The organism is Amycolatopsis sp. NPDC033938, from assembly GCF_055575975.1.
Window position 1 is genome coordinate 302,224 of sequence record NZ_JBVIRO010000005.1, and the last position, 13,787, is coordinate 316,010.

The 13,787-nt window shown below is 67.5% G+C and carries 9 protein-coding genes; 6 read left to right on the forward strand and 3 right to left on the reverse strand.

Going from position 1 to position 13,787, the window contains the following annotated elements:
- Window positions 1-8 precede the first annotated feature (8 nt).
- The 3 genes from ACZ5ZX_RS17230 to ACZ5ZX_RS17240 form a co-directional block, all read right to left on the reverse strand.
- The gene (locus ACZ5ZX_RS17230) at window positions 9-4,889 is read right to left on the reverse strand and encodes a DNA repair ATPase (RefSeq protein WP_465502973.1); all 4,881 of its coding nucleotides are present in this window, start codon (window positions 4,887-4,889) and stop codon (window positions 9-11) included.
- On the reverse strand, window positions 4,886-6,832 hold the full coding sequence (locus ACZ5ZX_RS17235; protein WP_465502974.1) for a flotillin family protein: 1,947 nt from the start codon (window positions 6,830-6,832) through the stop codon (window positions 4,886-4,888). The genes ACZ5ZX_RS17230 and ACZ5ZX_RS17235 overlap by 4 nt, the downstream gene beginning before the upstream one ends.
- Window positions 6,833-6,912: 80 nt before the next feature.
- Window positions 6,913-7,518 carry a hypothetical protein gene (locus ACZ5ZX_RS17240; RefSeq protein ID WP_465502975.1) on the reverse strand — a complete coding sequence of 202 codons (606 nt, stop codon included), beginning with the start codon at window positions 7,516-7,518 and terminating at the stop codon, window positions 6,913-6,915.
- 224 nt (window positions 7,519-7,742) lie between these two features.
- Between ACZ5ZX_RS17240 and ACZ5ZX_RS17245 the strand changes: the two genes are divergently transcribed.
- The 6 genes from ACZ5ZX_RS17245 to ACZ5ZX_RS17270 all read left to right on the forward strand — a co-directional run bounded on the left by ACZ5ZX_RS17245 (window position 7,743) and on the right by ACZ5ZX_RS17270 (window position 13,775).
- On the forward strand, window positions 7,743-8,195 hold the full coding sequence (locus tag ACZ5ZX_RS17245; protein ID WP_465502976.1) for a hypothetical protein: 453 nt from the start codon (window positions 7,743-7,745) through the stop codon (window positions 8,193-8,195).
- 23 nt (window positions 8,196-8,218) lie between these two features.
- On the forward strand, window positions 8,219-10,318 hold the full coding sequence (locus tag ACZ5ZX_RS17250) for a (Fe-S)-binding protein (protein ID WP_465502977.1): 2,100 nt from the start codon (window positions 8,219-8,221) through the stop codon (window positions 10,316-10,318).
- 48 nt (window positions 10,319-10,366) lie between these two features.
- Window positions 10,367-11,281, forward strand: coding sequence for a metal ABC transporter substrate-binding protein (locus ACZ5ZX_RS17255; protein ID WP_465502978.1), 915 nt, complete (start codon window positions 10,367-10,369; stop codon window positions 11,279-11,281).
- A complete protein-coding gene (locus tag ACZ5ZX_RS17260; protein WP_465502979.1) occupies window positions 11,278-12,021 on the forward strand; it encodes a metal ABC transporter ATP-binding protein in 744 nt (247 codons plus the stop codon). The genes ACZ5ZX_RS17255 and ACZ5ZX_RS17260 overlap by 4 nt, the downstream gene beginning before the upstream one ends.
- On the forward strand, window positions 12,018-12,887 hold the full coding sequence (locus tag ACZ5ZX_RS17265; RefSeq protein WP_465502980.1) for a metal ABC transporter permease: 870 nt from the start codon (window positions 12,018-12,020) through the stop codon (window positions 12,885-12,887). Before ACZ5ZX_RS17260 ends, ACZ5ZX_RS17265 begins: the two co-directional genes overlap by 4 nt.
- Window positions 12,888-12,959: 72 nt before the next feature.
- The gene (locus ACZ5ZX_RS17270; RefSeq protein WP_465502981.1) at window positions 12,960-13,775 is read left to right on the forward strand and encodes an ABC transporter ATP-binding protein; all 816 of its coding nucleotides are present in this window, start codon (window positions 12,960-12,962) and stop codon (window positions 13,773-13,775) included.
- Window positions 13,776-13,787 lie beyond the last annotated feature (12 nt).

Genomic DNA, 13,787 nt, shown 5'->3' on the forward strand with positions numbered 1-13,787 from the left:
AAAAACCCTCACATCACATCCCGCACAACCATCCGCTCCGAAGCCCGCTCGATAGCCGCTTCCACCGCACCGACCCGGTCCGCCAGCAGGCCCACCGCGCCGACCGCGCGGCTCATCGGGTCCTCCTCGTCGCCACCGAGCGCCTGTGCCCGCAGGTAACCCGCCTTGACCTCCGCCCACCGCTGCGCCTCCGAGGCGCTCAGGCGTCCGCGTAGTTCCGCCAGCTTGAGCAAGTTGGCCTCGGCTCCCGAGGTCAGCGTCTGCGCTTCGCCGGCGTAGTGGTCGTCGATGAGCGCTTCGAGTTCGGCGTCGTTCATCGCGGGCACGATCCGGCCTGCCAGCTTGTTCATGTTCCGGTAGGAACCCTGCAGCTGGAACGGCGGTTCGACGCGGGACGCGTCCGCCTGCGCCGCCGAAGCGATATAGGCCTGATTGTTCTTCAGCACGATCTGCTGCACCCGGATCAGTTTCCGCAGCACGGCGAGGATCTGCTTCAGCTCTGTCGCCGAATACGCGTGCTTCAGCTGATCCGCCCGGACGCCGCCGTCGCCTCGGGCCAGCCGGACCAGAACGTCCACATCGGACCGTTCCCGGGAGACGAGTGGTGCGAGCACGGTGTTCGCGGTGAGCGCGTTCTCGATGTAGCTCAGCGCGAACAGCTCTTCCTTGCCCGACAACACATCGCCGAGGTTCCACACGTCCGCGCGGTTGGCGAGCATGTCCGGGATCCGGAACCGTTTGCCCTGCTCGGTGTACGGGTTACCGGCCATGCAGACCGCGAACCGCTTCCCGCGCAGGTCGTAGGTCCGCGTCCGGCCTTCCCAGACACCTTCCATCCGCCGCTGCGCGTCGCACAGCGAAATGAACTTCTGCAACAGTTCCGGCGAGGTGTGCTGGATGTCGTCGAGATACAACAGCACGTTGTTGCCCTGCTCCAGCGCGAACGAGATCTTCTCGACCTCCTGGCGCGCGGTCGCGTTGGGCGCGTCCGCCGGGTCGACCGAGGTGACCTCGTGTCCGAGCGCGGGCCCGTTCACCTTGACGAACACCAGACCGAGGCGGCTCGCGACGTACTCCATCAAGGTCGTCTTGCCATATCCCGGCGGCGAGATGAGCAGCAGCAGACCGGATTGGTCGGTGCGGCGGGCATCGCCGGTCGCACCGAGCTGCTTGGCGAGGTTGTCGCCGATCAGCGGCAAATAGACCTCGTCGAGCAGCCGGTTGCGCACGAAGGCGCTCATCACCTTCGGCTTGTACTCGCTCAACCGTAGCCTGTCCCGCTCGGCCGCCACCAGTTCGTTGCGCTGCCGCTGATACGCGCGGAAACCCGGGACACGATCGCGTCGGAACCGCTGCGTCCGCGCCAGCGTTTCGTCGAGCCGGAAGGTCATGGACCGGTTGACGATCCGCGGATGTGAACCGAGCAGACCGTCCACAGTGGCCGAGAGTTCCGCCGACGAATCGTAGCGTGGCAGGTCGGCCAGTTCGATCGCGACGGCCTCCGCCAGTTCGTCACCGGGCAACCCAGCGGAGTCCACAAAGGACGTCAGCCAGGCTTCGGCGAGCTGGTGGCGATCGGCGAGGTCGTCGAGCGCGCGCAGGTCTTCGGCGAAACTGCGCCTGTCGAGCCGGAACTTGTCGAGCAGCGCCCGCGCGCCGCCGCTGGTGACGAATCCCGGTGACGCGTCGGCCAGTTCCTCGAACAGGTACTCGCCGGCGAATTCGAGGTCGAGCGTCAGACCGGAGTTCTCGGCGAACGTGGCCATCGCCTCGGTGAACTCCGCCGACAGCGCGTCGATCGCCGTGGTGTGCCCGAAGGCCTCCCGGACCCGCGAGAGCGACGCAGCACGCGTCGTCCAGGAGGACTTCGCCGCTTCTTCGGCACCGAACGCCCAGAACAGCTGTGCGGCCGCCCTCGACGCGGGCGGATAACGCAGCAGTCCCGCGGCGGAACGCAGCCGCAGCAACGCCGACAGGATCGCGGCGGCGTCGTGGTCGTGCACACCGCGCGCGTAGCCCTCGTCGTACCGGTTGCCCGCCACGCGCCGGACGACGTCGAGCAGGTCGGCCTCGATCAAGTCCGGCTCTTCGTGCAGGATCGACGTCGCGAGATACTCGGCGCGATAGACCTCGGGCGATTCCGAGACCAGCAACTGATCCCAGTACGGCCTCGTCGCCTCGAACGAGGCGTCCCGCACGGGAGCGCGGTAGTCGGTCCCGGTGATCGCGAACTTCATCCCGCCCTCGTGCGGGACCAGGGTGAGGTCGATGTCCTGGGTGTTGACCGCGAAGGTGTTGCGGCCGAGGCGGATCGTCTCCCCGCCCTCGCCGTAGAGGTCGAGCCGGTCGCGCAGCGCGCGGCCCGCTTCCTGGCGAGCGGCCTTGACCCGGCCTTCGAGTTCTTCGGCGCGCACCTGGTCGCCGAGTTCGCGCAGTTCGGCGACCACACTCCGCAGCTTCGCCACCATCGGGTCCGAAGCGAAATAGGTGTTGATCTCCTCGACCGAACCGAGCGTGCCGACCCGCCTGGTCACACTCGTGAGGATCCGCTCGGCCGAATCGACCAGCCGGTCCGCGCGGCGCGCCCGCTCGTCGAGCAGCGCCTGCTTGCGTGAGGAGAACGCCTCGTAGACGTCGGTGCGCTTCTCCCCCAGCGACACCAGGAAGTCGTCGAATTCGCCGAATCGCGATTCGAGGTTTTCCAGCTGCAGCAACAGTCTGCCGAGCTGCTCGTCGCAGCGGTCCGGGGTGTCCGCGACCGCGAGACCGCCGGTGATGGCCTGCGCGAGCAGGGCGAACTCGGCGGCGAACTCCGCCCGGCCCTCGGTCTCCAGCAGTTCCTTGCGCCGCGCTTCGAGCGTCGCCCTCGCGCGGTTGACCCCGCCGATGACCTCGCCGACGCGCTCCAGGATCCGCGTCCGCACCACGGCGTCCGCGATCTCCAGCCCGCCGACGACGTCGGTGAGGACTTCGAGCCCGCCGGACTGCTCGTCGAGCCGCTCGGCGACCGGGACCGCCTCGGCGACGGTGGCGATCGCGCCCGCGGCGGCGATCAGCCCGTCCACCTCGGCGTGATAGCTGGTGAACGCGTCCTCGCCCTGCAGGAACCGCACGGCCCGCTGCGCGGCCTCGCCGAACTCCGTGTCCAGATCAGCGATCAGCTTGTCCACGCGCTCGGTGTCGACGTACCGCAGTTCCCGCACGGTGACCAGATGTCCCCGCGCGCGGTGCATTTCGGCGAGCCGTCGCACCCACGCGTCGGCCGCGTTCAACGTCTCGCCGCGTACCTTGCGCACGAGCGAGGCGGTTTGCGCGGCCGCTTCGTCGACCGCTTCGGCCGCCTGCGTGGTGAGCGCGGTGACCGTCTCGAACTCGTCGAGCACCTGCTCCGCGGTGACCCGGACCTCCGACAGCGGCGACCGCAGATCACCGAGTTCGGCCTCGCCGAGCCAGTGGTAGTGGTCGAAGATCCGCGCGCACGCGGCGATCAGGGCCTCGAACACCGCCGCCGACGGCGCCATCTCGTCGACCATCCGGCCGATCGAGAGGCAGTCGGAGATCCCGCGGACCAGATCGGCGTTGCCGACCCGTTCCAGCGGCCCGGTCCCGGTCGGCTGCGACGCGGCGTAGGTGTCCGATTGGAACGGCGTCCGCCACACCTGCATCGGATGCACGCGGCTCGGCTCGTCGGACAACGCCCGGAACAGCACCATCGTGCCGTCGTCGAACAGCGAATACCCGTGGCACGGGATCGGGTTCGAGACCTCTTTGCGGATCACGTTGTACGGCAGGAGAAGCGTGCGTCCCTCGGCCCTCGCGTGGAAGACGTAGAGCACGTCCTCGCCGTTGGGCGAACGGATCACCCGTTCGAATTCGAGACCGTCCACAGTGGTGTCGAAAGTCTTGCTGACACCCGTGTCGAGGTAGTAACCGCCGGGGAAGATGATCCCGTGGTCCTCCGGCAGCCGCTGGCAGGCCTGCCCGATGCCGTCGAGGCGGACCACGTCCCGGGTGCGGATGTTGAACACCAGGTAGCGGTACTCGATCTCCTTGTACGGCAGCATCCGTACCAGGATCAGCGGGCCGATCCTGGCGTAGGAGACCTCGGCGTCGGCGAGGCTCTGCAGCGGCTCGTCGACCGGTTCGGAGTAGATCCCCTCGCCGGTCTCGGTGTTGTTCTCGACCTTGATCGTCAGGTTGCCGCCGACGGTCTCGACGAACACCTCGTCCTCGATCGAGATATGCGGATGCCGTCCGAGCACATGCTGCTCGCGGGTGGTCTCGATCCATTCGAAGTCGTGTGACGGCGGGAAGACGTGATCGCGCTCGCCCCGACTGTCTACATAGGACACCTTGCCGTCGGCGGTGATCCCCCAGCGCAGCACCCGGATGTCCTCGGTCCGCGGCCCGATCTGGAAGATCGCGAGCAGCTTGCCCTCGACCCGCCGCAGCTGCAGCAGTTTCGCCTGCCGGTAATACCGGTACAGCTCGGCGAAGTCTCGGACGAACTGATCGTCGCGCAACAGCTCCGGCAGTTCTTCGGCGGGCACGTCGTCGAAGCGGAAGGCTTCTTCGTCATGACTGAAGCCGTGCAGCGAGAAGACGTCGTCGACCGTCGTCTCGGGTTTGAGCCCGATGAAGACGTTGTAGCCGAACAACATCCGCCCGCCGACCGACACGACGTCGCGCGGCACGCAGTTGTTCGCGGTCCGGATCCGTTCCGTGCCGATCAGCGCGAGTTGCGCGCTGCCGAAGACACCCAGCCGGGCCTTGTTGAGCTCGTCCGCGCGTTTCGCCAGTTCGGCGGCCTGTGCGGCGAGCCGGGCGCGGAGCACCTCATAGGTGCCCGCGTCCAGCTCGGTTCCGACCGCCGGTTCGGTCGCCGTCACTGCTTCGCGGCGGCGAGGGTGGCGACCGACGTCTCGGCGAGGCCGAGACGTTGCGCCATGGTCAGCAGCTCACGCAGCTTGTCGCTGTCCGGGCCGCCCGCCTTCAGCTGCTGCGCCAGGAAGGCCGACAGCGTCAGGTTCTTCACGTCCTCCGTGCTCACCGAGCCAACCAGTTTCGTGAGGTCGTCGGTGAAGCTGCCCGAACCGTCGAGCCACGGCTTCGCGAGCGTCTGGACGACGTCCGAGTGCTCGACGAATCCGTCGACGCTCTTGCCGAGGCCGATCGAGCCGATGATCTTCTCGAAGAACATCGTCTCGCCGCCGACGATGTCGATGTCGGCCTTCTCCAGCCCGATGCCGAGCACCGTGGCCTGCGCCTCGGCGACCTCGCGCTGCACGTTGAGCGCGGCGAGCCGGATCTCCTTCTCCGCCTCCAGCCGCAGGCGGTACTCCTCGTGCTGGCGGCTGGCGCTGTCGAGCGCGGCCATCGCGGCGGCCTTCTCGGTGAGACCTTCGGCCTCGCCCTTGAGCTTGTCGCGCATCCCGTCGGCGAGCACGATCGCCTTCTCGCGGGCGACGATCGCCTCGGCCCGGCCGACCTTCTCCAGCGCGTCGGCGTCGCGTTCCTTGACCTGGGCCGCGGCCAGCCCACTGGCCGCCTCTTCGGCCTGGATCCCTTCCGCCAGGCGGATCTTCGCGCGGGTCTCCAGTTCGGCGGTCTGCTGGCGTGCCTCGGCCAGCGTCAGTTCCTCGCGGGCCTTGTGCTTCGAGGCGGCCTCGGCGGCTTCCGCGGCCTTGATGTCCTTGACGAGGCTTTCCTGCGCCTCCGCCTCGGCCCGGATGATGATGGCCTCGCGCTGGCGCTCCGCCTCCTCGACGACACGGAGCTTCTTGATGATCTCTTCCTGCTCCGCCACCGTCTTCTCGACCGCGATCCGCTCGCGGATCACCTCGGCGATCGAGCGCTTCTCGGTCTCGACCTCCTTGTCCTTGGCGATCCGGGACAATTCGGTCTCGCGTTCGCGGCCGATGACCTCCAGCAGGCGGTCCTTCTCGATGCGCTCACTCTCGATGGCGATGACGCGCTCGCGGTTCTTGCCCGCGACCTCGATCTCGCGCTGCTGGTTCTGGTGCTGGATACCGAGCTGCTCGTCGGTGCGCAGCCCCGCGGCCTGCGACTTGAGCCGCTCCTCCGCCTGGACCTTGGCGATCTCGGCCTCTTCGCGCGCCCGCATGGTCTCGACCTCGCGGCGCTGCTTGATCTCCGCGTCGGCCTGGCGCCGCTCCAGTTCGAGGATGGCCTCGCGCGCGTCCACGTTCTGGCGGGTGATCTCTTTTTCCTCGCCGCGGCGGAACTCGTTGGTGCGTACGTGCTCGATCGCGGTCAGCTCGGTGATCTTGCGGATACCCTGCGCGTCGAGGATGTTCGCGGAATCGAGCTGCGCCATCGGCGTCTGCTCGAGATAGTCGATGGCCGCGTCTTCGAGGCTGTACCCGTTGAGGTCGGTGCCGATGACGCGGATGATCTGGTCACGGAACTCGTGCCGCTTCGTGTAGAGATCCACGAAGTCGAGCTGCTTGCCGACGGTCTTCAACGCTTCGGAGAACTTGGCGTTGAACAGTTCCTGCAGGGTCGCCTCGTGGCTAGCCCGTTCGGTGCCGATCGCCTGCGCGACCTTGATGACGTCCTCGGTGGTCTTGTTGACCCGCACGAAGAACGAGATCCGGATGTCGGCGCGGATGTTGTCCCGGCAGATCAGGCCTTCCCGGCCGGTGCGGGTGATCTCCATCGCCTTGACCGAGGTGTCCATGATCTCGGCCTTGTGCAGCACGGGGAGGACGATCGCGCCGGTGAACGTCACGTCGACCCGGCGGACCTTCGAAATGATCAGCGCCTTCCCCTGCGGCACCTTCTTGAACAACCTGGTGATCGTGAAGAGCAAAACCAGGAGGATGACAACTATCACGGCGATCAGAACGCCGGCCCCCACGCTGATGGCACCCATACTGTTCCTTTTCTGCTTCAGATGTCCAAGGACTCGACCCAGAAGAACTCGCCTTCGGAGTCGTAGTCATAGAGAACTACGCGGCTGCCCGCCGTGAGGTTGCCTTGACCCGCTTGACGGACGTCCACAATGGCCGTCGACCCGTCGGCGGCGGCGACTTCGGCCTGCCCGAAGTCGTGGGTCACCGACGAAGTGCGGATGACCGCGGCACGACCGACGAAGTCCATCCTGCTCGGTTCCTTCGCGGGACCGAATACCCGGCGCAGCGGCACCACGATCACCCTCGTCCCGAGTGTGCCGAGGACGAGCGCGACGACGAGCACGCCCGTCCCGATGCCGATCCTCGAAGGTGTCGAAAGCTCCAAGTCATCGAGAAGAACCGTCCCTGCCAGACTGACGAACCAGGTGAACGCGATCAGCAAAGAGAGCGAAATCGACAGCGGGACCCCACCGAAACCCGCCAGGAGCCCGTCGCCGCCGTCGAAGTCGTCGGTGTCGACGGCGCCGAGCAGTGCCAGCAGCCAATAGCCGATCACCACGATCAGCAGGAAGCTGAAAAGCACGGCCGGGAACCCCAGAGCCGCGGTGACGAACCCGCCCATCGCCGTCGTTCCCTCCCCCATTACCCCGAGTCAGGACTATAACCAGGGCGTGATGCCGGGAGGAGGGTTTTCGGCTACGAGTGGGTCACGGTGTGCGCAAGCGTGCGGCGGTCCTCCTGACGCGGAGCGTTACGCCGACCGGCCGCTCCGACGCCATCCGGTTGGACCTGTCGCGCCACCGGGAGCGAGCCCTACTCTCCAGTATTGAGAGTGACACAGGACACACCACGGTCTTGGGAGGCTCCATGGGGTGGCACGTTCGCGAGGTGATCGACGGGGATCAGCGCGAACGGCGGATCCGCCACGTCACCCGATGTCTGAGCTGCACGCTCACCTGCGTCCACTGTGGACTTCCCGCCGGATTCTCCCTTCCCGCAGGGCATCCAGGGCTCGGCGTCGTCGAGCATCTCCCCGGCGTCGCCACCCCCGGCCTGCCGGACCTCGCCCTCCTGCACCGGTTCTGCCGGGACAACCCCTCGCCGGACACCGGTATCGCGCTCAGGCGCGCCTACCTCGGGCTGGCGACCGAACTCTTCGAAACGGGGCGGCGGATCCGCTGCCACCAAAGGCGGAGTCACCAAAGACTCGGCGTGCGCCCGCCCCGGCCGGGCCGTCTCGAGGTCTATCGAAAACGGTGGCGAGTGGCCAAAATGCGGTACGCCTGCAAGGCGTGCCGGTACTACACCGGCTCTCACTGAGCCGATTCTCCCCCGGAGGACTCGTGCTCGTTCGTCTCATCCTCGGTCTGCTCATCACGGTCGCCGGCCTCGCTTTCGCCGCCCGCCGCGCCGCCTGGCTCGCGAAACTGATCCGGTCCGGCCAGCCGGACGAGAAGCGCTCGGACGTCATGGCCGTCCGCGCGAAAACGCATCTGGCCGAGGTCTTCGGACAGCGCAAACTGCTGAAGTGGTCCGTTCCCGGGATCGCGCATCTGTTCACGTTCTGGGGTTTCGTGATCCTCGGCTCGGTCTACGTCGAGGCGTACGGCGCCTTGTTCGACCACGATTTCCACATCCCGCTCATCGGGCACTGGGCGGTGCTGGGATTCCTGCAGGATTTCATCGCGGTCGCGGTGCTCGTCTCGCTCGGGGTGTTCGCGGTCATCCGGATCCGCCAGGCACCCGAAAGGAAAGAGCGCGCGTCACGCTTCTTCGGCTCGCACACCGGCGGCGCCTGGCTGATCCTGTTCATGATCTTCAACGTGATCTGGACGATGTTCCTCTTCCGCGGCGCGTCGGCGGCGGTCGGCGTCTTCCCGTACGAGTCGGGCGCGTGGGTTTCCCTCGGCGTCGGGGAACTCCTGGAACCGCTGGGGCCCGCGGTCACCGAACCGCTGGAGACCGTGGGGCTGCTGCTGCACATCGGCGTGATGCTGGCGTTCCTGTCGATCGTGCTCTACTCCAAGCACCTGCACATCTTCCTGGCGCCGGTCAACGTCACCGCCAAACGGCTTCCGGACGCACTCGGCCCGCTGCTGCCGATGGAATCGGCGGGCAAGCCGATCGACTTCGAGGATCCCGGCGAGGACGACACCTTCGGCCGAGGCAAGATCGAGGACTTCACCTGGAAGGGCATGCTCGACTTCGCCACCTGCACCGAATGCGGCCGCTGCCAGTCGCAGTGCCCGGCGTGGAACACCGGGAAACCGTTGTCCCCCAAGCTGGTGATCATGGATCTGCGGGACCATCTCTTCGAGAAGGCGCCGTACATCCTCGACGGCAAGGAACCCCCCGAGGAACGCCCGCTCGTCGGCACCAAGGAGGACTTCGGGGTCATCGACCCGGACGTCCTCTGGTCCTGCACCACCTGCGGCGCCTGCGTCGAGCAGTGCCCGGTGGACATCGAGCACGTCGATCACATCGTCGACATGCGCCGTTACCAGGTGATGATCGAGTCCGCGTTCCCCAGCGAGCTCGGTGTGCTGTTCAAGAACCTGGAGACCAAGGGAAACCCTTGGGGCCAGAACAATTCCGACCGCCTCGCGTGGACGAAGGGCCTCGATTTCGAGGTGCCGATCTTTGACGGCGAACTCGCCGAGGACGTCGAGTACGTCTATTGGGTGGGCTGCGCCGGCGCTTTCGACGACAACGCGCGCAAGACCGTCCGCGCCACCGCGGAGCTGCTGCATCTGGCCGGGGTCAAGTACACGATCCTCGGCACCGACGAATCCTGCACCGGCGACCCGGCACGACGCTCCGGCAACGAGTTCCTCTTCCAGATGCTCGCGCAGCAGACCGTCGAAACCCTGAACGCGGTGTTCGAAGGCCGCGAGCCGGGCACGCGCAAGATCGTCACGACCTGTCCGCACTGCCTGAACACGCTCGGCCGCGAGTACCCGCAACTGGACGGGCACTACGAGGTCCTCCATCACACACAGCTGCTGAACCGGCTCGTGCGCGCGGGCAAGCTGACCCCGGTCAAACCGGTCGACGCCGGACCGGTGACCTATCACGACCCCTGCTACCTCGGCCGCCACAACAAGGTCTACGAGCCGCCGCGCGAACTCGTCGGCGCGACCGGCGCGACGCTGAGCGAGATGCCCCGGCACGCCGACCGCTCGCTGTGCTGCGGCGCCGGTGGCGCGCGGATGTGGATGGAGGAGCAGATCGGCAAACGCATCAACCTCGAACGCGTCGACGAGGCGCTCGGCACGGACGCCGAGACCATCGTCACCGGCTGCCCGTTCTGCCGCGTGATGCTGAACGACGGTCTCGTCCAGCGGCAGAGCGAGCAGCGTGGTCAGAACGTCACCGTGCGCGACGTCTCCCAGCTGCTGCTGGAAACCGTGAAGGAGCGGGATAGGACCACGACGGAGATTTAAGGCACACGTGAGTTGGAAGTTCGGCGTGCCGAACTCTAGACTCACGGCATGGCGAATCTGCGCAAGGCCGTATGCGCGCTGGCGGCGTCCACGCTCGTCCTCACCGCGTGCGGCGGTCCCAGCGCGGGTGAGAGCGACCACCGGCCGGTGGTGCTGACCACGTTCACGGTCCTCGCCGACATCGCGTCGAACGTCGCGGGCGACAAGCTCCGGGTCGAGTCGATCACCAAGCCCGGCGCGGAGATCCACGGCTACGAGCCCACCCCGGACGACATCAAGAAGGCCGCGAAGGCCGACCTGATCCTCGACAACGGCCTGAACCTGGAGGCCTGGTTCGCCCGCTTCGTCAAGGAGAGCGACGCGCCGCACAAGGTGATCAGCGAAGGTGTCCAGCCCATCGCCATCGGCGAAGACGCCTATCAGGGAAAGCCGAACCCGCACGCGTGGATGTCCCCGACGAATGTGGGTATCTACGTGGACAACATGGTGAAGGCGTTCAGCGAGCTCTCCTCCGGTGACGCCGCCGTGTTCAAGGCCAACGGCGACGCCTACAAGGCGAAACTGAAGGGGGTGCGGGACGAGATGACGGGTGCGCTGAGCGGCCTGCCGCAGAACGAACGCGCGCTCGTCAGCTGCGAGGGCGCCTTCTCCTACCTGGCGCGCGACGCCGGCCTGACCGAGCGGTACATCTGGGCGGTCAACGCCGAACAGCAGGCGACGCCGCAGCAGATCACCCGCGCCATCGAATTCGTCAAGCAGAACAAGGTGCCCGCGGTGTTCTGCGAATCGACCGTCTCCGACGCCCCGATGCGCCAGGTCGTCTCCGCGACCGGTGCCGCGTTCGGCGGTGTCCTCTACGTCGACTCGCTGTCCACCCCCGAAGGCCCGGTGCCGACGTACCTCGATCTCATCCGCCACGACTCGAAGACGATCGTGGCCGGCCTCACCGGAGCGAAGCCGTGACCGCCGCGATCCGCGTCGAAGACGTCACCGTTCACTACGGCGACGTCCTCGCCCTCGACGGTGTCGACGTCACCCTCGAACACGGTCACGTCTGCGGCCTGGTCGGGATGAACGGCTCCGGGAAGTCGACGCTGTTCAAGACGATCATGGGCATGGTCCGGCCGGACACCGGCACCGTCTCGGTCGACGGCGGCCCGCCCGCCCGCGCCCGCAAGACCGGCGTGATCGGCTATGTGCCGCAGAGCGAGGACGTCGACTGGTCGTTCCCGCTGTCGGTGCGCGACGTGGTCATGACCGGCCGTTACGGGCGTCTCGGGTTCACCCGGCGGCCGCGCCGCGCGGACCACGAAGCCGTCGATCAGGCGCTGGAACGGGTCGAGCTGACCGAACTCGCCGAGCGCCAGATCGGGCAGTTGTCCGGCGGCCAGCGCAAACGCGCGTTCGTCGCCCGCGGCATCGCGCAGGGCGCGCGCGTCCTGCTCCTCGACGAGCCGTTCGCCGGCGTGGACAAACGGTCCGAGGCCACGATCACCCGGCTGCTCAAGGAACTCGCGGCCGACGGCGCCGCCGTCCTGATCTCCACCCACGATCTGCACGCGCTGCCCGGTCTGGCCGACGAAGCGATCCTGCTCATGCGCAAGGTGCTCGCGCACGGCTCCCCCGACGAGGTGCTCCGGCCGGAGAACCTCGCGCTGGCCTTCGGGCTCGATGTCCTGCAACGGGAAGAAGAACCGGCGTGAACCTCTACGATCTCCTTCTCGAGCCGCTGAACTACGGCTTCATGGTGCGGGCACTGGCCTCCACGGTCGTCGCGTCCCTGGTCTGCGCGGTGCTGTCCTGCTGGCTGGTGCTGATCGGCTGGTCGCTGATGGGCGACGCGGTCTCGCACGCGGTGCTGCCCGGCGTCGTGCTCGCCTACATCCTCGGCGCGCCCTTCGCGCTGGGTGCCGTCGTCTTCGGTTTCCTCGCCGTGGCGCTGATCGGGGTCGTCCGCGACACCAGCCGGGTCAAGGAGGACGCCGCGATCGGCATCGTGTTCACCACGCTGTTCGCGCTCGGCCTGGTGCTGATCTCGGTGACGCCGAGCCAGACCGACCTGAACCACATCATCTTCGGCAACCTGCTCGGCGTCGACGTCTCGGATCTGATCCAGATCGGCGTGCTCGGCGCGATCACCCTCGCCCTGCTGGTGCTCAAACGCCGCGACTTCACCTTGTACGCCTTCGATCCCACGCACGCGCACGCCATCGGCCTCAACCCGCGGCTGCTCGGCGCCGCGCTGCTGGGGCTGCTCGCGCTGACCTCGGTGGTGGCGCTGCAGGTGGTCGGCGTGATCCTCGTGGTGGCCATGCTGATCATCCCCGGCGCGACGGCGTATCTGCTGACCGACCGGTTCGGCCGCATGCTCGTGATCGCGCCGTCGTTCTCGGTGCTCGCGGCGGTGACCGGGCTGTACCTGAGCTACCACCTCGACACCGCGTCCGGCGGGATGATCGTGCTGGTGCAGGGCGCGGGGTTCACGCTCGTGTACCTGTTCGGGCCGCGGCACGGGATCGTGGGGAAGCGGCTGGCCAAGCGGCGGCGGGAGCTCGCGCGAGCGGCGTGACCGGGCAATCACCCCGCGCTCTGTGTCACTCGCGACATCCGCCTGAACACCCCCTTAGGTTAGGCTCCCCTCATGTCGACGGAAGACGCGCTGCTCACCGGCCATGATCTGGTGCTCGCGCACCATGAGCGGGCCGTGGTGGACGGCGTGTCGCTGTCGCTGCGCGCGGGTACGGTGACCGCGCTGGTCGGGCCGAACGGCTCCGGCAAGTCGACGCTGTTGCGTTCCCTGGCGCGCCTGCACCGTCCTCGCGCGGGCGACGTCCGGCTCGGCGAGCGTTCCGTCTGGGGTCCGAACGCGTTGTCCGGCAAGGAGTTCGCGCGTCAGGTCACGTTGCTGACCCAGCACCGGCCCACGCCGAGCGGGGTCTCCGTCCGCGACGTCGTCTCCTATGGCCGCTACCCCTACCGCTCGGGTTGGCGAGGGGTCGACACCGACGGCGCCGCCGCGATCCGCCGCGCGATGGAACTGACCGGTGTGACGCCGATGGCCGAACGCGGCGTCGACGAGCTGTCCGGCGGCGAACTCCAGCGTGTCTGGCTCGCGTCCTGCCTCGCGCAGCAGACCTCGGTGCTGCTGCTCGACGAGCCCACGAACCATCTCGACCTGCGCTACCAGGTCGAAATCCTCGATGTCGTCCGCGATCTCGCCGGAGAAGGCGTCGCGGTCGGCGTGGTGCTGCACGACCTCGACCACGCGGCGATCATCGCCGACGAGGTCGTGCTGCTGAGCGAGGGAACCATCGTGGCCACGGGTGAAATCGGGCGGGTGCTCACCACCGAGCATCTGTCCCAGGCCTACGGGGTCACCGTCCACGTCGCGAACGACCCGGTCACGGGCGCGATCCACTGCAGGCCACTCGGGCGCTATTCGCCCAGGCCCGCCTGAGAAAATCCAGGA